The following is a 19,798-nucleotide window of genomic DNA, read 5'->3' on the forward strand; positions in this document are numbered from 1 at the left end:
TTAAGTCTGCCACTGCTGCCAGAGCACGAAGCCCAGCACGGCGATTACCGCGGCATAGAGCAGGTAGGAAAGCCGGCGGCGAACCGGGCCCCGGGGGGCGGGTCCGCCCGCCTCCTGGCAACAACGCTTCATTGTTGGGGCGGGTAATCCAGGAAGAAATGGGATGGGGGCGCCAGGGCGCCGGGCGAACACGCCACAGCAAAGGCCCGCCCCGGGCATAGCAGCGCTATGCCGGGGCGGGCCTTCGGCTAATCAACCAATCAGACCGTCAGGGACTGAATGAAAATGCGGATGTCGGGTATTTTGGGCGGCAGGTGCTCACGAAGCACCAGTACCACCGCGTTCGTGCGGTCCCATTGGCCCGCAGCCGGCCGGAAAAAGAAGTCGTTGCTGGCCGGCAGCAACGCGGGGGAAGTTACCAGCAACTGCTTTTCCCCGGGCGTCGTCAAGGACTTGAGAATGGCAGCCGAGTTGTCTTTGCAGCAATCCTCTTTGCCCGCGGGTTTGGAGTCGTGCCGGCCGTGTTCCGGCTGGGCTTTCACGGGCTTCGTTTGGGCCGTCGCCTGGCCGTGGCCGTGACAACCCGGATGCGTGGGTTTCTCCACGACTTGAGGCTTGGCTACCGGGGCCGTCCCCGTTGAAGTGAGGGTAGCGCAATAGCACTGGCCCACGAACACGTTGACGAAGACGAGCAGAAAGCTCGTCGCCAGCAAACGGCGGAAGGGGAACAGGCTACGAAACATGACAGGTGCTAAGCAACTGCAAAACTACTATTCTGCGCAAAAAGTGCAGGACTGCTCCTTTACTGTAATTGCAGGCGAAGCGTTGCCGCGGGTCGGCCTCAGGTCTGGAGCAGGGCGTCGCAATTGGGGCTGAATAAGCTTTGCGGCCCGTTTTGTCAGCTTTTCGTTTCCTGCGGGTACCACAACTAAGTGCAAAATTATGCAAGCCTGCGCCGCGATTATGTAAACGCTGCCTGCCGTTTGGCTTTTAACACCCTTACTTCCCCACGCAATTACCACCCGGTCAGGGCGTCAAATTATGCAAGTTCGCAGCCGGATTTAATACCAACTTCCGGCAACTGCCCCCGTTCCTTTGTAGCGTGATTTCACCTTTGGGCCACTGGCCTGCCAAGCGCGCAAATCCGCTACTGAGCTGTTACCTATGGAACCAACGACCAGAACCGAGACCCTCGACATCGAAGGCATGACTTGCGCCTCGTGCGCGGCCTTTGTCGAAAAGTCCCTGACCCGCACCCCCGGCGTGCAACGCGCCGTGGTCAACTTTGCCACGGAAAAAGCCACCGTGGATTACTTGCCCGCTCAGGCCACGCCCGCTACCCTCAAGCAAGCCGTGGTCATGGCCGGCTACGGCGTGACCGAGCGCGCCCCCGACACGAGTGCGGCCGACCGGCAGGCCGAAATCGACCAGCAGAAGGCCCTGGCCTACCAAAAGCTCAAGCGCCGCTTTTGGGTAGCCACGGCCTTGGCCATCGTCATCATGCCGCTGAGCATGCTGATGCTCTGGCCCGCGCTGATGGCACGCGTCAACATGCAATGGCTCAACTACGGCCTGCTGCTGCTGACCCTGCCGGTGCTGCTCTACAGCGGCCGCGAATTCTACACGTCGGCTTGGAACGGCTTCAAACACCGGGCCGCCAACATGGACACGCTCATTGCCGTGGGCACCGGCGCAGCCTTTCTGTATAGCCTCGCGGCGACCGTGGTGCCGGGCTGGTTTATGCGCCGCGGCATCATGCCTGAGGTGTACTACGACACCACGGCCACCATCATTGCCCTGATTCTGCTGGGCAAGGTGCTGGAGTTGCGCGCCAAAACCCAGACCTCGGCCGCCATCAAGGCCTTGATGGGTTTGCAAGCTAAAACCGCCCGCGTGGTGCGCCCCGGGGGCCAGGAAGTGGACGTGCCCATTGAGCAGGTCCAGCTGAACGATATTATTGTGGTGCGCCCCGGCGAAAAAGTCGCCACCGACGGCATCATCGAAGCCGGTCACTCGGCCGTGGACGAGGCCATGCTCACGGGCGAAAGCCTGCCGGTGGAGAAGAAGGAAGGCGACCCCGTGTTCGGGGCGACGCTCAACAAGACCGGTTCCTTCCGCTTCCGCGTGACCAAAGTGGGCGCCGACACTATGCTGTCGCAAATCGTGAAGCTGGTGGAAGATGCGCAGGGCAGCCGGGCACCCATCCAGCGGCTGGCCGACAAGGTTAGCGCCATCTTCGTGCCCACGGTGGTTGTTATTGCTATCCTCACCTTCGTGCTGTGGTTCGACCTGGCGCCGGTAGAAGCGCGCCTGCCGCTGGCGCTGGTCAACTTCGTGGCCGTGCTCATCATTGCTTGCCCCTGCGCGCTGGGTCTGGCCACGCCCACGGCCATCATGGTCAGCACCGGCAAGGGCGCCGAGCACGGCGTGCTCATCCGCAACGCCGAGGCGCTGGAAAAAGCTTACCAAGTCAACACCGTGCTGCTCGACAAAACCGGTACCATTACCCGGGGTGAGCCGGCCGTGACCGACTTTAGTCCGGCCGACGGGCAGGATGCAAGCCAGCTGTTGCAAGCAGTGGCCGCCGTGGAGCGGCAGAGCGAACACCCCTTGGCGGAAGCGGTGGTGCGCTTCGCCGATGCCCGGCACACGCCGCTGGTCGCGGCCAGCGGGTTCCGGGCGGTGGAGGGCAAGGGCGCCCAGGCCACGGTCAACGGCCAGCCCGTGCTCATCGGCAATTTGCGCCTGCTCGAAGAAGCCGGTATTTCCTTGCCCCCGGCCGTGCGCCGGCAGGCCGAGGCGCTGCTGGCCCAGGCCAAGACGGTGCTCTACGTGGCCGTGGCCGGCCAAGCCGCGGGGGTAATCGGCGTGGCCGACACCGTGCGCGACACCTCCCGGGCCGCCATTCAACGGCTGCAGGCGCTGGGCATCGAAGTGGTGATGATGACCGGCGACAACCCCCAGACCGCCACGCAGGTGGCCGCGCAGGTGGGCATCAAGCGCTATTTCGCCGAGGTGCTGCCCCAGGACAAGGCCGGCAAAGTCAAGGAGCTGCAGGCCGAGGGCCGCACGGTGGCCATGGTGGGCGACGGCATCAACGACGCGCCCGCCCTGGCCCAGGCCGACATCGGTTTGGCCATGGGCGGCGGCACCGACGTGGCCATGGAAGCCGCCGGCATCACCCTCATGCGCTCCGATTTGCAGGGCGTGGTCACGGCCATCGACCTCTCGCGCCAGACCATCCGCACCATCAAGCAGAACCTGTTTTTCGCCTTCATCTACAACACCCTGGGCATCCCGGTGGCGGCGGGCCTGCTCTACCCGGTCTTTGGCTGGCTGCTCTCGCCCATGCTGGCGGCCGCGGCCATGGCCCTGAGCTCGGTGTCGGTGCTCACCAACTCGCTGCGGCTGCGCGGCTTCACCCCCGTTAAATCCTAAGGTTATGGATACTGCCGAAATCATCGTGACCCTGTCCGGGCTGGCTCTGGCCGGGTTTGTCATCTGGTACTTTTTCTTCTCGGCCCGCCAAACGGCCAGCGCCGTGTCAAGCTCGGGCGGGGTGCAGCAGGTGGACATCACCGTCAAGGGCGGCTACTCGCCCGACGTCATCGAGGTGGAGCGTGGCAAACCCGTGCAGCTGAGCTTTTACCGCGACGAGGAAAACTCCTGCTCCGAGGAGCTGCTGCTGCCCGACTTCAGCATCCGCCGCGACCTGCCGGCCTACAAAACCACTTTGGTAGAGCTGCTGCCCCAGCAGGCCGGCACGTTTACGTTCACTTGCGGCATGGGCATGCTGCGGGGCAGCCTGGTCGTTAAGTAAGCCCGTGCTATGAACCACGCCCTTCCTGCCGGCCACGTGCTGCCCCCGCCCGGGGCCCAGCGCCTGCTCATTAAAAATATGGTGTGCCCCCAGTGCATCCGGGTGGTGCAGGAGGACCTGACGGCCCTGGGCCTGCAGGTGCACCGCGTGGTGCTGGGCGAGGCCGACGTAACGGCTCCCGACGGCGCCGAGCTGGAATGGGAGCCCATCCGGGCCTGCCTGCGCGATGCCGGCTTTGCGTTGCTGGAGGACCCCCGGGCCCAGCTGGTGGAACAAATTAAAACGGTGCTGGTGACCCTGATTCACTACCCGCCCCCCGGCCCGCGCCTGCTCAACTACTCTGACTACTTGGTGGAGCATCTGGGCCGCGACTACCATTACCTCTCCCACTTGTTTTCCGCCGAGGAAGGGCTGACCATTGAGAAGTTTATCATCCGCCAGAAGGTCGAGCGCGCCAAAGAGCTTATCGGTTACGGCGAACTGAGCATTGCCGAGGTCAGCCGGCAACTGGGTTACAGCAGCCCGGCCCACCTAACGCGGCAATTCCGGCAAATCACCGGCCTTACCCCGAGTGAATTTCAGAAGCTGGGGCCGGCGAGTTCAGCCCGCCGTAGCCTGGATTCGTTGGTATAAGCCAGAAATTATGCAAGCAAAAGGCTCTGTTGTGTAAAAACAACCTCGCCAAGCCGACCGTTGTCACGCTTATTCACCACTAATTTAATGCGCATGCTCTCCCGCCGCTTTTTTCGCCTGCCCCTGCTTTCCCTGCTTCTGATAGGGGTGCTGGTAACATCCTGCAAGAAGGACCACGACCAGCACACGAAACACGATAGTCCTTACATGAAAATCATGATGGACATGATGGCTCAAATGGACGCGCAGGCCAAAACCCAAGACCCCGACCACGACTTTGCTGCCCAAATGGTGCTGCACCACGATGCCGCCATCAAAATGGCCCAAGAAGAACTGCGCACGGGCACTAACCAGGAGATGAAGACCACGGCCCAGGACATCATCACCAAGCAGCAGGCTGAAATTGGCCAGTTCAACGCCTTTCTGGGTAGCCACCAACCGCAAACGCCGCTGGTGCCGCAGTTCAACCAGCTGCAGAAAACCAACATGGACCGCATGATGGCTGCCAGCGACGCCCGCACGTTGACAGGCCGGCCGGATTACGATTTCGCCCAACTCATGGTGGACCACCACCAGGCCGCCATCGACAACTCTGAGGCCCTGCTGCAGCACGGGCGCAACACCACCACCCGTAGCATGGCCCAAGCCATCATTGCCGACCAGCGTCAGGAAATTGCGGCGCTGCAGAATTGGTTGACGCGCAACCGCTAAGCACCGGTACGTTCTGGCAAAGGCAGCTCTGTTCGGGCTGCCTTTTTTTCGCTCCGCTGTTACGAGCTTCCATGCTTGCCTGCTCTGTTCTGCATCGCCTCCGAAACATCGCCGCCGGTCTGGTGCTGCTTCTCGGCGGTTGCCGCTCCACGGCTGTAACACCCCGGTTTGCCCCGGCCGCTTATTCCTTTACGCCGCGCCCGGTGACGCGCCTGGACACGACGCTGGCCGCCGCCCCTGAACGTTCTACTGCCCCGCCGCGGCCGGCGAAGAGGGGAGCGCGCCCCCGGGCGGTGTACTCGCTGAACGAGAGGCCCTTGGAGAAAAAGGGACAGGCACCCCAATCGAATAGAAGTTATCCAACCACAACGACGGCCGATACGGCGAAGAACTCAGCCCGTGCAGCGACGCCGCGCGAGCTTCGCAAGCCTTTACCCAAACTAGTAAGCGCCAAAACCCTGGTGCATTATAGCTTGCACTTCGTGTTTCCGGTCGTGCTGGCGTTGGTGTTCTTTCCTGCGATGTGGCAAACTGCCTACCTGATTATGCTGGCCACGATGCTCATTGACCTGGACCACTTGTTAGCCACTCCCGTCTTTGACCCCTTGCGCTGCAGCATAGGCTTCCACCCGCTGCACTCGTTTTATGCCATCCCGGTGTATGTGCTGCTGCTGTTGCTGCCACCGCCCATGAACGTCATCGCCGTGGGCGTGCTGTTTCACCTGTTTACCGATACGGTGGACTGCCTATGGTCCTTCCGCTACTGCCGCGAGTGCTATCTCAACTCCCGCATTCGTGGTTTGGTCGACTGGGCGCGGAAGCTGCTGGGCCTTGAGGTGGTCAGGTAAGTGGGGCAAGGAAGTAGTTTAGTACACATCGGTAACTGACACGTCACCTCTATTGGTATGCAAGTCAAAGCAATTTAGTGTGGTTTAATGCATATTATGCGTATCATTATGGCACTAAAACCTACTTAATGTAATGCATAGGTGTCATTAATCTTTTGGCAGATTTGTTGACCGGTTCGTTTGTTAATGCTATCTTTACGTGACATTAAGGCCGTGAACGGCAGTTAATGACATGCAAAAGCATCATTATGGATTGGTACGCGCTATCAGACTTGGCCGCCGTTAAGGAAATTGGTCGGAACCTGCAGCAGATTCGTCTGAATCAGGACATCTCCCAGCAGGAACTGGCTGTCCAAACCGGTCTGAGCCGGTTGACTATTAGCCAGGTTGAGAATGGACGCCCGGCGTCTACCCTGACCCTGGTGCAGCTGTTGCGGGCATTGGGGCGGCTTGATGTGCTGGAGGTGCTGGAAGAGTCCGCCACCATCAGCCCTTTGCAGGCGGCACGGCTGGCGCGCCAACAGCGGCAACGGGCCAGCCGCCGAGGGGAAGACACTTCAGCATCCGGTTTATGACCCCTGATATAACTGCCACTGTTTCTATTTGGGGCCAGCGAGTCGGCGCGGTGCTCTGGGACGCCCGACGTCGCGTTGGCGTCTTCGAATACGAGCCCGCCTTTGCCCGCACGGGAGTGGAGCTGGCCCCGTTGACGATGCCCCTTCCGCAACGGCGCCAGAAGGGGATTTTTATCTTCCCAACCCTGAACCGGGATACCTATCAGGGTCTGCCAGGTTTGCTCGCCGACAGCCTACCTGACCGGTACGGGCGCCAGTTGATTGATGCTTGGCTGGCGTCCAAAGGACGAGACGCCGCTTCCTTTACTCCGGTTGAGCATTTGTGCTACCTCGGCCACCGGGGGATGGGCGCCCTGGTGTATGAACCGGCTTTGCAGCCGGCGCTGGAAAAGGGAATGTCACTGGAAGTAGGCGAGCTCGTTAAGTTTGCCCGTCAGGTACTAACGAACCGGGAGGGGCTGCACACATCGTTGGCCACCAACGCCGCCGAGGGGCTGGCCGAAATCATCAGCGTGGGCACTTCCGCCGGCGGTGCCCGGGCCAAGGCCGTGATTGCCTACAATGCCAGCACCCAGGAAGTCCGCTCCGGGCAAGTGGATGCTCCGGACGGCTTTGAGCACTGGTTGCTCAAGCTCGACGGGGTAACGAACGCCAGCCTGGGTGACCCGGCCGGCTACGGGCGCATTGAGTACGCCTACTTCCTGATGGCGCAACAGGCGGGCCTGCACATGACTCCGTGCCGGTTGCTAGAAGAAAACGGCCGGGCGCACTTTATGACGCGGCGCTTCGACCGGGTGGATGGCAGCAAGCGCCTGCACATGCAGACGCTTTGCGGACTGGCTCACTTTGATTACAACCAGCCCGGAGCGTACACCTACGAGCAGGCATTTCAGGTCATCCTGAAGCTACGGCTGCCGCACCCGGCCGTGGAGGAGCTCTACCGGCGCATGGTATTCAATGTGGTGGCCCGCAATCAAGACGACCATACCAAAAACATTTCCTTCCTGATGAACCCCGAGGGGAAGTGGAGTTTGTCACCGGCGTACGATGTGACGCACTCCTACAACCCCACGGGGGAATGGTCCAGCCAACACCAAATGTCAATAGCCGGCAAAGTAGATGACTTTACGGAGGATGATTTCCTGCAGCTAGCCAAGAATGTACTGGTGAAAAAGCCCCGGGAGATAATCCAGCAAGTGGTTGAGGCCGTTGCGAACTGGCCCAAATTTGCTGCCGAAGCCGGCGTTCCGGAAAAGCAGCAGCAGGCAATTGCGAAGACGCACCGGCTACAGCTGTTTAGGGGAACACTCCTCGAAAAATAAAGGGCTCACAAAGGGCTCACTACACCCGGGTTTTTTTTGAGAAAAGCGTCATAATAGCGCGCAAACGCAGTTTTAAGCGCGCTGCCGCGCTATAATCATGGGCTCATAGAGCCCGGAAACAAGGCAGCGAAGGTCATTACGCTTCGAATGAAAGCAATTAAATTCAGAGCTGCCAAACGGGGAATCCCTGTTACGAGCCGTCGGCAGCACGCTGTTGCCTGAAAGGGCATGCGGCACCCGCTTTGGTTCACCTGCAACCGAGCAGGTGTCGGGCCAGTATGAGCACCGCCTGCCCGCTATGGCGATACGCGAGCCTGGAGTCAATTTAGCAGGTCGAAAAGCCAAACTGCCGTCTGGTGTAGCCGTAATGGCTAGCTTTGCCTGTCAAACTGATTGCCGAGTATGCTGGCTTTAGAATCCTACGCTTTGCATAGTTGCCCCTCCGCAGCAGCCCTTCCCGCCGACTGGCTGAGCTGGGCGCTCCGGCAGCCGCTGCCCATCCAGCAGCGGCCCGCCCTGTTTGTGGGCTCCCTCGCGTAACGCTACCCCTCTGAAAAGCAGCACGCCACCGCACCACCCCGGGCGGCTGGGCGGCTACCCTGTTTCCTGCCGGGTCCCCACAACTGGCCGCAGGCGGGGCGTTTTCATTCTTTTCCGTTGACGTTACTGCTATGGCTGCGAGCCCCTATCGCCGCTTTTCCAGCATTTGCCCTAACGTGCAGGCACTGGTAATTCGGCTTATTCAAGAAGAATTCACCCCTTTGCTAAACCTCGCTACTGAGGTGTCCGAAGATGCCTGGGCCCGGGCCGTGGCGCTGGCCGACCCCACGCTGCTGTACTGCACGGCCCAGGAGCCGGCCATCCGGCTCTGTCCGGAATCCTATCAGCAGCTGCTCGCCTGCCTGCAGCGGGAGTTGGTCCGGGGGGAGTAGTTCCAACCAAACAGAAAGGCCGGCCAGGTTGCTGGTCGGCCTTTTTTCTGGTCTATAGATGGGTGGCAGGCTACTGACTGGCCAGCGCGACCAACTGGTCGTAGGTGCGTAGCTCCTGACAGAACAGCGCGTGGGCTTCGGGCGAGGAGAACCAGAAGAAGTGGTTTTTCACCCGGCTCGTCGACACCAGCCGGATGACCGCAACGTCGTAGCCAAAGGCGGCCAGCAGCCGCTGGACCAAGGGGACGTAGAGCTGCCGGTCGTCCTTCTTGATTTCCACGAGCCGGACATAGTTGAAGCGGTGCTCCTTTGACCAGGGCTTCATTTGCCCGTGTGCCATGCGGTTGAGGCGGAAGCGGACGAAGCGCAGGGCCGTTGGGTAATTGATGACAAGGGCCGGGTCGGGAAAGCCGGACACGGCCAAGGAGGTTTCCATAAGAGTACCCGAAGTATATTTCTTATCCTACTGCCCAATCACGTATACCGGTACGGCTTGCGCATTGGCGCCCCGCCCGGTTTCCTTCTTCACTTCCTTGCCATCAAGCAGGATAGCGGCGGTGATTTCCGAAGCGGCCGTGCCGCCGGCGAGGCTGGCCAGCAGGCTGAGGTGGTCCCCCTGCTTCATGGTGCGCTTGAAGCGGTAGGTAACAGGCAGCGGGACGTTATTGACCGTGGTCGTGCCGCCGCTTTCGTTGTCGTAGCTGATGTAGTCTGATTGCGGGGCCGTGGTGGAGGAAATGCGGTACTCTACTTGGTATTCTTTGGGGCCAGTGGGCATCGCGTCGTCCTTGGCGCAGCTGCTGGCCGTGGCCAGGGCGGTGCAGCTAAGGAGTAGGGTGGCAAGTCGTTTCATAGCGCAGAAAGGGAGTTAGCGGAAATGATACCGCAGGCCGGCGCTGGCGTAGCCGGGCCATTGGTCGAGCAGGGGATTGTTGAAGAGGTAGCCCTTGGTGGCGGTGGCCACCAGCGAGAAGCGGTTGCCCAGGAACACGTCCGCCTCGGCCCCGGCCTGCGGGCCGTAGGTGAAGCGCTGCGGCTGTTGGGCATCGGCCGCTGGCTCGCCGGTGCCGTGCTCGCCCGTGCGCTCGTAGCCGGCCCCGGCCCCGAGCAGCAGGTGCACGTAGACGACTTCGCCCAGGCGAAACAGTTGCGGCGCGAGCAGCACCCGCCCCGCGTAGCTGGCGTAGTCGCCGCGGCCGCTGAGGGTGCCCGTCTCGCGCAGGCCGCTGGCGCGCAGGGCCAGGCGGTTGGTCAGCATGCTGGTGTAGCTCAGCTCGTAGTAGGTGCCTTGTTCGGAGCGGCCCCGGTGGGCGCCCCAACTGGCCATGTGTTGGACGTGGCGCTGGGCGGAGGCCGGCACGGCGCCGGCCCCCGCCAGCAGCAGGGCCACTAGCAAGAAGTTCTTCATAAGGGGTTAGTGGCGGGGGCGGGCCCGGTCCGCTTTGATAAGGGCGTTTTGCACCAGGATGTCGGAGTAGACCATTTCGGCGGCCTGCCGCGAAGGGCCGGGCTGGGCGGCTTCGGCCAGCAACCGGTCAGCTTCCTGGCGCAGCTGCATGGCCTTAATCATGTTGTCGTTCGAGGTGTTCAGGGCCACCATTCGCTCGCCCTCGGTCATGGCATAGCGGCCGGGGTTCTTGAGCGTCGCGTTCATCTCGATGCTCTGCTGGGTCATCTCGTCGGCAATCTTGTAGTAGCCGAAGGCGGTGGCAATCTTCTTTTTCTGCATCATCTCCTCGTAGGCAAAGGTGGAGACGGCCGCTTCTTCGCGCTTGAGCTGGTACTCGCGGGAGCTCATGCGGTTGTTGCCCGCCGTGGCGCCGGAGCCGAAGCGCGAAAACACGTCGTACACCGTGTTCAAATCCTGCTGGGGGTTGTTGAGCTGCAGGGCCTGGCGCAGGCGCTCGGCTTTCTGAAACACGGGCATGTACTGGTTGCTCTGCCCCCGGCCCGACATGGCCAGGGCGCGGGCAAACAGCTCCTGGGGGTTGGAGAGGCGCAAATCCTGAATGCTCTGCACCTTACGCAGGTCGGCCTGCACCTGGCGCTGCAGCTGCAGGGTCTGGTCGGTGATATCCTTCACCTGCCCGGTGATGTCCTTGGTAACGCCGGCAATCTGCTTGGCGTCCTTGATAACCTGGTAGTTTTTGACCGTTTCAGTCCACTGCTTGAGGTGCTTGGCAAACTCGCCGATGTGCACGCCCATGTGCAGCGGGTCGTTCACGACGGCCTGCGCCGCGGCGTCCGCGCTCGGAACCAGAATCAGGGCCAGGGCCACAAGGGCCGGCAAAAGCGTCTTTTTCATCGTCGTATCGGTTAGGTGGAAGAATTAGCGCACGGCCGCTTCCGGGCCGAGCTGGCCAGCTGCCGCCGTGGTAATCAGGATGGGGTAGCCGTCGGGCAGCAGCACGTCGCGCAGCTTGGTGCGGGTCTTGGGCCGCGAAAGCAGCGAGGCCGCCACCCGGCCGCCCACGCCCACCACGGAGTTGGCGGCCGAGGCCGAGCGGTCGATGGCCGTGCTGATTTCCTGGGTGGTCTGCTGCTGCAGCTCGTTGCCAGCCATGCCGGCTTCGCGGGCCACGCGCTTCACCGGGTCAATCATGATGCCCGGCATGTAGTTGAAGTCGTAGATGTCGGCCTGCACCCGCGTGGGGCCGAGGCGGTTGACTTCCAGCGTCACGTTGTTGGTGCCCACGGTGGCCACGCCGGCAAAGACCATGTTTTTGGGAAAGGTCACCCCGGACACCACGGCGTCTTCGAGCAGGCGCAGGATAACCACCGAGCCGGTGCGTACCTTCTGCTCGCCGTTGATGACGCACTTGAAAAACACGTCCGGGGCCAGCTGCTGCTCGCGCTGGCTGCCCTGGGCCATCATTCGGCTGGCATTGCCCACTTTCACGGTGTTGAAGCCATCCAGGCCGGGGGCGCTCCCGCGGGTGGCCAGCAGCTGCGCGGTCTGGTTGGGGTCGCGGTAGCGCTTGCCGGTCATGCGCTCGTAGGCCGCGCGGGTTTCCGGCGGCGAGGAGCCCAGCATGGCCAGCACGTCCGGGTCGGTTTCAAACGGGGTGCCGTCCACGTCGCGGGCCGGTACCAGGCCACGGCCCGCGCGGCCGGAACCGGTGCCCGCGCGGCGGCCCTTGCTACCGGTGGCCGTCAGGCGCCGGCGCGGGACCACCAAGGTTTGGGCGCGGTAGGAGCCCGTGGCCGGGTCCTGAATGGTGGTTTCGATGGTGTCCACGTCGGCCGCGGCGAGCCGGGCGGCTTCCGCGCGACGGGCCGCGGCTTGGGCGGCGGCCTGCGCCCGGCGCCGCTTGCGCAGGGCCAGCCCGGTGGTATCGACGGCAAACACGTCCACGACGTCCTGGTCGGAAGCCCGGGCGGGGGCACTTTGGGCATCCTGCTCGGCGCGGCGCTGGGCTTCGATTTGGGCCGAGGGCGAGGCGGCCGGGGCCGGGGGCGCCGCTTCCACCGAAGGAATTTCGGGTTCTATGTTGGCCGAGGCGGCCGCGACCGGCTCGCGCTCCTGCTGGGCCGCCCGCTTCGCGGCCTTTAGCCACAGCAGCAGGCCACCGATGATGAGCACGAGCAGCAGGCCGGCTAAGGCCATCCAGTTGGCGCGCAGCACTTCAGCGGGCGTGCGCTTGGCAGGGGCAGCAGCTGGTACGGGCTGTTCCGTTGCTGGCTGAGCCGCAGAACGGCTATCGGTTGGGGGAGTGAGGGGTTCCATAGCAGGTACGGGCGGCGTTAGATGGTGGCGGCGCGGTTAATCACGCGGGAGGGCACGGGCAGCACCAGCACCCGGGCGCCGTTGAGCTCGCGCAGCGTTACTTCCAGGTAGCCGCGCTCGGTGGCCGCGTACAGGGGAATGGCGTAGGTCAGGTAGCCCGTGGTGCGGCCGGTGATGACCTGGTTCGGGCGGCCGCCCGAAGGCGCCAGCGGGCGCCGGGCTTCGTTCTTTTTGCGGGCCAGGAACTTCTTCTGGGCATTTTCCACCAGCTGGAAGTCGGTGAAATCCACGTTGTAGTCGATGTTGGTCTTGTTGATGACCTTGAAGCGCAGGTAGGTAAAGTCCTTGTCGTTGCGCACGTTGGCCAGCGACAGCACCAAATCATTGTCGACCACGGCCACGGCCTGGTGCTCCTCCCGGGCTTTGCGCAGCTGGCTGAGCTTGCCCTCGACGACGGCTTTCTTTTCCTGCTCCTTGTCCAGGGCCAACTCGTTTTCGGGGGGCGCCCCGGCGGACGCGGTGCTTTTGCCGTTGATGCGCAGCGCGCCGTCTTTCTGGAAGTCGTAGAGCTGCAGCACCGGGCGGCCTGTGTACACGAGCCGGCCCATCCAGTACTTGGAGCCGTAGCGAATGAGCATGGGCGTGGGCGGCACGTGCTTGCGCTTGGCGCGCACAAACACGGCGTTGGCCTCAATCTTCACCAGGTAGTTGCCGGCCATGCCCACGTCGACCAGCGACACGGGACCGCCAAATACCAGGTAGGTGGTGGAGGAATCGGAAACGGCCACGTCCAGTAAATTATCGGAGGTGACCACAGCCGGAGTCGGGGTGGCGGCAGTGGTTTGCGCGGCCGCGGGCGCCGTGGCGAAGAGCAGGGAAAGCAGCCCCAGCAGGGCCGGAAGGGTGTAGAGTCGCATCGGAGACAAGGATGGGTGATTAGTTAGCCGGAGCCGTAGGCGCCGGGGTTGTAGCGGGGGCAGGAGCGGCGGGGGCCGCCGGCTCGCCGGCCGGGGCCAGGCCGCGCTCGGCTTCCTGCAGGCGGCGCTGGCGGTCAGCTTCCTGGGCCTGCAGCAGCTCCTGCTCTTCCCGCGTCAGCTGCGGCGAGTAAGGGATGTAATCGAAGTTGGTGATGAGCAGCCCGTAGGGGTTGGCGTCCGAGCGGTTCGTTTCCACCAGGTTGAACTTGGCAGCCAGCGGCAGGGGCTCCTTCTGCTGGCCCCCGATGAAAATGCGCTGCTTGATGTAGACCGAGCCCGACCAGGGCCGGCGGCTCATGTCCACCAGCACGCTGTCCACCGTCACCACGTTGCGGGCGGCATAGCGCTCGTAGTTCTGCAGCACCTGCCCGCGGGTGAAGCCCTCGTAGATGCGCCGGCCACCGCGGCCCTCAATCAGGGGCAGGGCCGCGTCCAGGTTGGCCTTGAAGGTGTATTGGTCGTGGCCGAACATGGTTTGCATGAACTGGCGCACCAGGTTGCGGGCCTCGTAGGGCGTGTGGGTGTCGTTGCCGGCCGAGAGGGCCGCCATCGAGCCGGTTTGCGAGACGACGTACACGCGCCGGCCGCTGTTTTCGTAGGCGCGGTACACCAGGAAGCCCGACGCCAAGGCCACTAGGAGCAGGGCCAGCACGCTGCCCAGCGCCAGGTTGCGCATGGTGGAAAAGGAAGTACTTAAGTCTTTAGCGGAATCCATGAAAGGGTTGAGAGTCTGGTTGTGGTGATGGGTACTTTTTCTCCCCACCGCCCTTTACTGGCGGATGGGCAGCAGCACCTTCTTAAAGGAGTCGTCGAACCCGCCGGCGCGGCCCCGGTAGGGATACACCACCAAGGCGGGCTGCTGCTGCTCGTTTTGGCCCAAGAAGGCGTAGAGCGTGCCGCGCACGGTCAGCGGCTTGCGGGGCTCGATGGGCGTGACGGTGTACCGCTCGCGGCCGGGCACATTCAGGTTGAGGCCGCCCAAGCGGAATGAGGCCAGGGTATCCCGGCCGTTCGGGGCGTACAAAGGCAGCGAGGCCGGCACTTTCTGCTTGCCGAAGCCCTGGGGTATCCACTGCAGCACGGCTTCGTAGGCTATGCGGTAGCCGGGGGCCTGCTTCTTCCCGTCCGGCCGGTCCGGGTCGGACTGCCACGCCGCCGGCAGCCGCAGCTGCATGGGCTCGGCTTTCAGGGCCTTGGCGGAAACCACCTGCAGGTAGCCCTCGCGGGGAGTCTGCTCAGCCACGCCGGGTTTGAGGTCCACGGCCGACGCCGGCAGCGGAGCCGGTAAACCCGTAGCGGGTTGGGTTGCCGCCGGGGCCGCCGGCGTGGTAGCTACCGGAGCGGATTCCTTGGATTGGCAAGCGGCCGTTAGGGCCAGGCCAAAGCCCGCAGCAATACATCGGGGAATGTTTTTCATGGCTAGGAAGTCAGCAGGGTGAGTTATTTGGTCCAGATGCCCGAGGCCCGCTGGCGGTAGGACGGGTTCAGGGCTTCCGACATGGTGATGGTGGGCAGGCCGGAGGAAGCCGAGGACGAAGCCGACTCGCCTCCCTCGCTGCCGCCACCGCTGCTACTGCCTCCGCCGCCGGCGCTGTGGCCTCCTCCCCCGCCGCGGCTGCCGCCGTTGCCCAGGGCGCGGCCCACGGCGCTCGACAGGCCCCCGCCCCCAGGCGAGGCCACGCCGGCCACGGCCGTCGCGGCGCCCACGGCCGAGCCGACCACGGAACCCACGAAGCCCTGCACGGCCGAGGAGCCGATGAACATGGACGTGAGGTAGGGCACCATCACGTAGAGCAGGACGAAGGCCACCGACATCACCATGAACTTCTCGTCATCGACCGACTGCTGCGGGCCGCCCGTGAGGCCGCTGAAAAGGCCGTTGGGCGCCTGCGCCGTCTCGGCGTAGAAGCCGTAGATGGTGTCGAGCAGCACGAACGTGAGCCCCCAGAGCTGCACGGCCAGGAAGTTCTGCAGCCACTTCAGGGCCAGCTGCCCAAAGGCCGGAATCACCGACAGGGTCATGGCAATCGGCCCGCACACGTACAGGAAGCCCAGGATGAACTGCTGGATAAACTGCATGATGTGGCGGATGATGAGCACCGCCGTGGCCGTGAACAGCCGGGTCAGGATGCCCGAGAGCGTGAACGAGCTCAGCGTTTGGGAAATGCTGGTCATCAGCGAGCTGGCGCCGGCCACGATGTCGCCGATGCCCATGGCGTCGTTGCGGGCCGCCGCGGCTACCGAAGCCGGCGTGGTCAGGTCCCGAATAGCTTCGGCCGCGGACTTGTCGGTCGAGAACAGGGCCGTAAAGGCGGCCAGTCCCGTGCCCAGGGTATCTACCAGCGTCTGGTAGAAGAAGAGCAGAAAGAATATCCAGGTGGCCTTGATAATCGGCCCCCAGTCCATGGCCAGGCCGCTGCCCGAGATAAAGCCGCGCCCGATGGTGTAGAGCAGGGCAATGCCCATCAGGCTCGGCGTGATGAAGCGGCAGGCGGTAAGCACCACCTGCAGGGTCTGGTCGCAGGCCCGCAGAAAGCCCGGGTCGATGCCGTAGGCTACCATCGCGAGCATGCTCATCGGGCGAGGGCCCCTTTGCGGGCCTGTTTATCTTCCACGAACTGGTCGACGGCGTAGTCCAAGCGCTGCACCCGTACCGGCTCGTACTCAATCTGCCCTTCGGCATTGAGCAGCACGTGGCCGTTTTTGTCGGTGCGGGGCCGCTGCTGGGTTTGCTGGTAGAACTTGACCAGCTTGTTGAGGTGGTTGCGCTCTACGGGCTTCGACGTCAGGATGGCGTCGAGCTGCGGGGAGGCTTCTAGGGCGAAGACCTTGCCCTTGGCGCCCTGCTTGATGAAAAACTCCCGCAGCGCCTCGGTGGAGCGCACGGACTTAATCAAATCCATCTCGTGGCCGGTCAAGCCCAGCGGGGCCTGCAGCTGCGCCAGCGAGTCGGGGTTGACGTGGCGCAGGATAATCTTGGTAGCCGAGTTGTTGATGATGGCCGGCCCGATTTTGCTGCTGGTAATCTCGGTGATGCCCTGGGTGATGATGGTGACCGAGCCGTTGGTTTTGCGGATGGTGCGGTACATCGACTCGATGAACTCCGAGAGCACGCCCGAGAGCATGGTCCAGGCCTCGTCGAGGGCGATGTACTTGATGTCGTCGGGAAACTTGCGGAACAGGTCCAGGCTCAGCTCGGTGATGAGCATGGCCACCACCGGGTAGAGGTCGGGGTCGGCCTGCACCTTGGCCAGGTCAAAGCAGATAAGCCGGTACTCCGACAAGTCCACGTCGCGCTTGGCGTTGAGCACCCGCTCGTAGCGCCCGCCGGTGATGTACTGGCCCAGCACCAGGAAAAACTGGTGCATGTCGATGTACTTCAGGTTCTTCTGGTACTGGCGGCGGGCGCCGTCCAGCGGGTCGGGCTCCCCGCCGTCGCCGGGCTGGGCCACGGGCTTCTGCATTTCCTGGTCGTACTGCTCCACGAAGCGGTAGAAGCTTTCCATGCCGGGAAACTCCTCGTCCTTCTGGTTTAGGCGCGGGCTTTCGTTCAGGCAGGCGTAGTACTCAATCAGAAAGCGCGAGAGAATGGTGCGCTCCGACTTGTCCAGCGCCGTGTCCTTGCCGCCCTTCCAGAGCGCGGCCAGCAGGGCCAGGTGAAAGTTGGTTTTCTCGTCGTTGTAGAGCCACTTGCCCGCCGCGTCGCGCGGCACCACGAAGGGGTTGAACTCGATGGGCCGCTGCGGGTCGTACTCGAAGTAGGTGTTCTCGAAGTCCTCGCCGTTGAGCGACTGCAGCACGTTGCGGTAGGTGCCGCCCACGTCCATGATGATTTGCCGGGCGCCCTTCTCGAAGCGCTGCACAATCAAATTGCCGAAGGTGTAGCTCTTGCCCGAGCCCGAGGGGCCGATGACAATGGCGTTCTGGTTGTCCAGGGCCGTGTTGAAGAGGTTCACCTGCACCAGGTTGCGGAACCGGTCGGTCAGGTACTCCCCCACCGGGTCGGTTTTGTAGGTAGCCGTCCAGTGGGTGTAGCAGGCGCCGCGGTCGGCGGTGCTCGTCAGCCAGCGGTCCGGCACCTGCCAGGCGTTGCCGGGCAGCAAACCGAAGAACACGGGCAGGGCCAGGTAGCTTTCCACCACGCTTTCGGTGCCGAACATGTAGCGAAAGGCCGCCGTGGCCCGCTCCACGTTCTCGCGCCGGCTGGTGTCGTTCGTGTCCCAGAGCACGCACGAGAGGTGCAGGCCCACAATCTGCTTGTTGTCGGCCCGCACTTCCGCCGTGAATTCCTCGACTTCGGCCGCGCGCAGGTGGTTGTCCTGGGTGGCCAGAAACGAGAGCGAGGCGTTGAGCTTGCGGTCGGTATCCAGCGAGCTGAGCTCGGCGCGGGTGTCGTGAATCAGCAGGGCCTGGGTAAGCACGTGCGGGCACTGCAGGATGTGGGTGAGCGGGTAGAGCATGGGCGCCGTCACCCCGTAGGAGTTGCGCACGGCCGGGTAGGCGTCGGAGCCCTGGCCCACCATGCTCAGCACGTTGACCTTGTGCTCGCCCACGCTGAAGGTGCCCAGGTCGTTGCCAATCTCGCGCTCCTGCCGGGTGGGCTGCCCGTCGAAGTTGAGGTTGAAGTACTGCAGGTAGAGCTGGTGCATCTCCGCGCTGGCCAGCCGCTCGAAGGTCACGCCGCCCAGGTTCTTGAGGCCCTGAATGAATTCCACGGCGCCGCTTTCGGCCGCTTCGAGTGTGTGCACAAGCTGGGCAAACGGGTTCTTGAGCACGGCCTCGCCGGCGCGGGCCACCAGGGCATTTACCGCGTTGGTCTTGGGCGATTTGACCGCCACCGGGGCGAAGGAGAGGAACAGGTACGACTTCTGAAACAGCACCAGCCGCTCGAAGAAGTGCTTGTTCATCTTGTTCTCGAAGTAGGTCTGCTGGGTTTTGTCTTCGCGGTAGGGCCGGTCGTAGTAGATGTCGGTTTTCTGCACGATGGTGCCCACCGGCAGGGGCCGCAGCACGCCCACCAGCGCGGTCTGGAAGGCTTCGTAGTCGTCCGCGGTCCAGCTCTCCATCTCGGCGGGCTCCACGCGGAAGCCCACCGCGACGCGGCCGTCCTTGAAGACCACCTTGTCGCCCTCGAAGCTGTGCACGGGCATCACGGCGTTAAACGCGGCCGTTTTGGGCTTTTTGGTCATGGTTGGGGGTGGGAAGAGGCCCCACCGCCAGGCGGCGGGGCTGGATGAAGGTGAAGGAGAGCCAGCCCATCAGAAAGCCGGGCGCCTGCCGCTTGCTCAGGTAGCGCAGGCCCAGAATCAGGCCCAGCTCGATGAGGATGACGAGCAGGTACACCAAGCGCGGAATCTTGACGGCCATGCCCAAAAAGCCCAGCAGCAGCACCGAGCCGATGAAGAGGCCGACCATGATGCCCAAGTCCTGGATGTTCATGCCCAGCACCTGCGCGGGCCGCTCAATGGATTTGTAGGAGCGCATGGCCGGTTAGCGTACGCCCCCGTCCCCGCCGCCCACGGCTTGTGTAATAATTTTTTTCAGAAGAAAATCCTGTTTTATTGCTCAAAATCACGGTTTTGCTGCTTCGAAAGCGTCAGTGGCTTACCAGGAAAGCGTCAACTTTTGCTGATAACCACTTACTTTTCGCTAATCAAAAACTTGCTCCATTTCTCCTATGGGCCTTTTCTCATTTTTAGACAGCAAGCCGATTAAGGAAGGAAACTATGTTTCCAAAGTCTTCAAATTGAATGGTGTTAAGACTCCCGTTCGAGTTGAAAGCGCGGATGCAGAAGGCAAAATGGTTTACATAGACATCTTCACTCGGGAAATGAGTCTACGTATTGGTGGGACGGTTACACCACGCCAAACGTGTGCTACGGCAGAGTTTTTCAAAGACGCTGGCGATATAATAGCCGCACTGCAAGGAACGCGGGTGCTTGACAGTCAAGTGTATTTCAATGCTTTGTTGAAATCTTGCACGAGGCATATCCAAGACTACGGGCGACTTATTGACACGGACCTAAGCGCCTATTTATTCACTGTTGCACAGGTGATGAATGCAACTGAGTTGCGGTCCACTGGCCGGCCCATTGATGCTTATCTGGGCTCGGAATTAATCGAAGAGTTTAAAAGAGGCGCTTACAAGGCGTTCCGCAATTACATCTGGGTCAATCAATACAACCCACTTTCCGCAAATATTTTTGACCCCTACGAATTGGTCAAACTGACCGATTTGCAATAATCCTGAGCC

General features: G+C 62.6%; 22 protein-coding genes. 9 read left to right on the forward strand and 13 right to left on the reverse strand.

The window, feature by feature from the left end; translation table 11 throughout:
- Together GGU46_RS22385 and GGU46_RS20645 are read right to left on the reverse strand one after the other, a co-directional pair.
- The gene (locus tag GGU46_RS22385) at positions 1–132 is read right to left on the reverse strand and encodes a hypothetical protein (protein WP_262890965.1); all 132 of its coding nucleotides are present in this window, start codon (positions 130–132) and stop codon (positions 1–3) included.
- Between the two features lie 128 nt (positions 133–260).
- Positions 261–743 (reverse strand): hypothetical protein, encoded by a 483-nt coding sequence (locus GGU46_RS20645; RefSeq protein WP_183405435.1) that lies wholly within the window; start codon positions 741–743, stop codon positions 261–263.
- A gap of 421 nt (positions 744–1,164) precedes the next feature.
- Between GGU46_RS20645 and GGU46_RS20650 the strand changes: the two genes are divergently transcribed.
- From GGU46_RS20650 to GGU46_RS20685, 8 genes are all read left to right on the forward strand, one after another.
- Entirely contained in the window at positions 1,165–3,438 is a 2,274-nt protein-coding gene (locus GGU46_RS20650; protein WP_183405436.1) for a heavy metal translocating P-type ATPase, read from the forward strand.
- 4 nt (positions 3,439–3,442) lie between these two features.
- A complete protein-coding gene (locus GGU46_RS20655; RefSeq protein ID WP_183405437.1) occupies positions 3,443–3,820 on the forward strand; it encodes a cupredoxin domain-containing protein in 378 nt (125 codons plus the stop codon).
- 9 nt (positions 3,821–3,829) lie between these two features.
- Positions 3,830–4,453, forward strand: coding sequence for a helix-turn-helix domain-containing protein (locus tag GGU46_RS20660; RefSeq protein WP_183405438.1), 624 nt, complete (start codon positions 3,830–3,832; stop codon positions 4,451–4,453).
- A gap of 93 nt (positions 4,454–4,546) precedes the next feature.
- Positions 4,547–5,164, forward strand: a complete 618-nt coding sequence (locus tag GGU46_RS20665) for a DUF305 domain-containing protein (RefSeq protein ID WP_183405439.1) — start codon at positions 4,547–4,549, stop codon at positions 5,162–5,164.
- Positions 5,165–5,235: 71 nt separating this feature from the next.
- Positions 5,236–6,012, forward strand: coding sequence for a DUF6122 family protein (locus tag GGU46_RS21930; RefSeq protein WP_215906422.1), 777 nt, complete (start codon positions 5,236–5,238; stop codon positions 6,010–6,012).
- Between the two features lie 248 nt (positions 6,013–6,260).
- Positions 6,261–6,587, forward strand: a complete 327-nt coding sequence (locus tag GGU46_RS20675; protein ID WP_183405440.1) for a helix-turn-helix domain-containing protein — start codon at positions 6,261–6,263, stop codon at positions 6,585–6,587.
- Entirely contained in the window at positions 6,584–7,909 is a 1,326-nt protein-coding gene (locus tag GGU46_RS20680; protein WP_183405441.1) for a type II toxin-antitoxin system HipA family toxin, read from the forward strand. Before GGU46_RS20675 ends, GGU46_RS20680 begins: the two co-directional genes overlap by 4 nt.
- Positions 7,910–8,670: 761 nt before the next feature.
- On the forward strand, positions 8,671–8,841 hold the full coding sequence (locus tag GGU46_RS20685) for a hypothetical protein (RefSeq protein WP_183405442.1): 171 nt from the start codon (positions 8,671–8,673) through the stop codon (positions 8,839–8,841).
- 70 nt (positions 8,842–8,911) lie between these two features.
- Here the strand turns inward: GGU46_RS20685 and GGU46_RS20690 are convergent, their stop codons facing one another.
- The 11 genes from GGU46_RS20690 to GGU46_RS20740 are packed head-to-tail and all read right to left on the reverse strand — an operon-like array spanning position 8,912 to position 19,029.
- On the reverse strand, positions 8,912–9,277 hold the full coding sequence (locus GGU46_RS20690) for a hypothetical protein (RefSeq protein WP_183405443.1): 366 nt from the start codon (positions 9,275–9,277) through the stop codon (positions 8,912–8,914).
- A gap of 27 nt (positions 9,278–9,304) precedes the next feature.
- Entirely contained in the window at positions 9,305–9,694 is a 390-nt protein-coding gene (locus tag GGU46_RS20695; RefSeq protein ID WP_183405444.1) for a hypothetical protein, read from the reverse strand.
- 15 nt (positions 9,695–9,709) lie between these two features.
- Positions 9,710–10,249 (reverse strand): hypothetical protein, encoded by a 540-nt coding sequence (locus GGU46_RS20700; RefSeq protein ID WP_183405445.1) that lies wholly within the window; start codon positions 10,247–10,249, stop codon positions 9,710–9,712.
- 6 nt (positions 10,250–10,255) lie between these two features.
- Positions 10,256–11,146, reverse strand: a complete 891-nt coding sequence (locus GGU46_RS20705; protein WP_126696154.1) for a hypothetical protein — start codon at positions 11,144–11,146, stop codon at positions 10,256–10,258.
- 24 nt (positions 11,147–11,170) lie between these two features.
- On the reverse strand, positions 11,171–12,568 hold the full coding sequence (gene traM / locus GGU46_RS20710) for a conjugative transposon protein TraM (protein ID WP_183405446.1): 1,398 nt from the start codon (positions 12,566–12,568) through the stop codon (positions 11,171–11,173).
- 17 nt (positions 12,569–12,585) lie between these two features.
- Positions 12,586–13,485 (reverse strand): DUF4138 domain-containing protein, encoded by a 900-nt coding sequence (locus GGU46_RS20715; protein ID WP_183405447.1) that lies wholly within the window; start codon positions 13,483–13,485, stop codon positions 12,586–12,588.
- Positions 13,486–13,504: 19 nt separating this feature from the next.
- The gene (locus GGU46_RS20720; protein ID WP_183405448.1) at positions 13,505–14,260 is read right to left on the reverse strand and encodes a conjugal transfer protein TraK; all 756 of its coding nucleotides are present in this window, start codon (positions 14,258–14,260) and stop codon (positions 13,505–13,507) included.
- Between the two features lie 54 nt (positions 14,261–14,314).
- Complete coding sequence (locus GGU46_RS20725) at positions 14,315–14,962, reverse strand: hypothetical protein (RefSeq protein WP_183405449.1); 648 nt, start codon at positions 14,960–14,962, stop codon at positions 14,315–14,317.
- A gap of 23 nt (positions 14,963–14,985) precedes the next feature.
- Positions 14,986–16,116: a conjugal transfer protein TraG N-terminal domain-containing protein gene (locus tag GGU46_RS20730; protein ID WP_183405450.1), complete on the reverse strand. Its 1,131-nt coding sequence runs from the start codon at positions 16,114–16,116 to the stop codon at positions 14,986–14,988.
- A gap of 2 nt (positions 16,117–16,118) precedes the next feature.
- Positions 16,119–18,734, reverse strand: coding sequence for a TraG/VirB4 family ATPase (locus GGU46_RS20735; protein WP_183405451.1), 2,616 nt, complete (start codon positions 18,732–18,734; stop codon positions 16,119–16,121).
- A complete protein-coding gene (locus GGU46_RS20740; RefSeq protein WP_183405452.1) occupies positions 18,703–19,029 on the reverse strand; it encodes a hypothetical protein in 327 nt (108 codons plus the stop codon). The genes GGU46_RS20735 and GGU46_RS20740 overlap by 32 nt, the downstream gene beginning before the upstream one ends.
- Before the next feature lie 193 nt (positions 19,030–19,222).
- Here GGU46_RS20740 and GGU46_RS20745 point away from each other — a divergent pair, with 193 nt between their 5' ends.
- Positions 19,223–19,789 (forward strand): hypothetical protein, encoded by a 567-nt coding sequence (locus GGU46_RS20745; RefSeq protein WP_183405453.1) that lies wholly within the window; start codon positions 19,223–19,225, stop codon positions 19,787–19,789.
- The last annotated feature ends 9 nt before the right edge of the window (positions 19,790–19,798 follow it).

This window comes from Hymenobacter latericoloratus (assembly GCF_014199535.1).
In the GTDB taxonomy this organism is placed as follows: Bacteria; Bacteroidota; Bacteroidia; order Cytophagales; family Hymenobacteraceae; genus Hymenobacter; species Hymenobacter latericoloratus.

Coding starts and splice junctions, on each gene's coding strand:
- traM (WP_183405446.1), bottom strand. CDS start 12,568: ATGGAACCCCTCACTCCCCCAACCGATAGCCGTTCTGCGGCTCAGCCA.
- GGU46_RS20705 (WP_126696154.1), bottom strand. CDS start 11,146: ATGAAAAAGACGCTTTTGCCGGCCCTTGTGGCCCTGGCCCTGATTCTG.
- GGU46_RS20735 (WP_183405451.1), bottom strand. CDS start 18,734: ATGACCAAAAAGCCCAAAACGGCCGCGTTTAACGCCGTGATGCCCGTG.
- GGU46_RS20650 (WP_183405436.1), top strand. CDS start 1,165: ATGGAACCAACGACCAGAACCGAGACCCTCGACATCGAAGGCATGACT.
- GGU46_RS20745 (WP_183405453.1), top strand. CDS start 19,223: ATGGGCCTTTTCTCATTTTTAGACAGCAAGCCGATTAAGGAAGGAAAC.
- GGU46_RS20645 (WP_183405435.1), bottom strand. CDS start 743: ATGTTTCGTAGCCTGTTCCCCTTCCGCCGTTTGCTGGCGACGAGCTTT.
- GGU46_RS22385 (WP_262890965.1), bottom strand. CDS start 132: ATGAAGCGTTGTTGCCAGGAGGCGGGCGGACCCGCCCCCCGGGGCCCG.
- GGU46_RS20700 (WP_183405445.1), bottom strand. CDS start 10,249: ATGAAGAACTTCTTGCTAGTGGCCCTGCTGCTGGCGGGGGCCGGCGCC.
- GGU46_RS20690 (WP_183405443.1), bottom strand. CDS start 9,277: ATGGAAACCTCCTTGGCCGTGTCCGGCTTTCCCGACCCGGCCCTTGTC.
- GGU46_RS20740 (WP_183405452.1), bottom strand. CDS start 19,029: ATGCGCTCCTACAAATCCATTGAGCGGCCCGCGCAGGTGCTGGGCATG.
- GGU46_RS20655 (WP_183405437.1), top strand. CDS start 3,443: ATGGATACTGCCGAAATCATCGTGACCCTGTCCGGGCTGGCTCTGGCC.
- GGU46_RS20715 (WP_183405447.1), bottom strand. CDS start 13,485: ATGCGACTCTACACCCTTCCGGCCCTGCTGGGGCTGCTTTCCCTGCTC.
- GGU46_RS20730 (WP_183405450.1), bottom strand. CDS start 16,116: ATGCTCGCGATGGTAGCCTACGGCATCGACCCGGGCTTTCTGCGGGCC.
- GGU46_RS20665 (WP_183405439.1), top strand. CDS start 4,547: ATGCTCTCCCGCCGCTTTTTTCGCCTGCCCCTGCTTTCCCTGCTTCTG.
- GGU46_RS20660 (WP_183405438.1), top strand. CDS start 3,830: ATGAACCACGCCCTTCCTGCCGGCCACGTGCTGCCCCCGCCCGGGGCC.
- GGU46_RS20680 (WP_183405441.1), top strand. CDS start 6,584: ATGACCCCTGATATAACTGCCACTGTTTCTATTTGGGGCCAGCGAGTC.
- GGU46_RS20725 (WP_183405449.1), bottom strand. CDS start 14,962: ATGAAAAACATTCCCCGATGTATTGCTGCGGGCTTTGGCCTGGCCCTA.
- GGU46_RS20695 (WP_183405444.1), bottom strand. CDS start 9,694: ATGAAACGACTTGCCACCCTACTCCTTAGCTGCACCGCCCTGGCCACG.
- GGU46_RS20720 (WP_183405448.1), bottom strand. CDS start 14,260: ATGGATTCCGCTAAAGACTTAAGTACTTCCTTTTCCACCATGCGCAAC.
- GGU46_RS21930 (WP_215906422.1), top strand. CDS start 5,236: ATGCTTGCCTGCTCTGTTCTGCATCGCCTCCGAAACATCGCCGCCGGT.
- GGU46_RS20675 (WP_183405440.1), top strand. CDS start 6,261: ATGGATTGGTACGCGCTATCAGACTTGGCCGCCGTTAAGGAAATTGGT.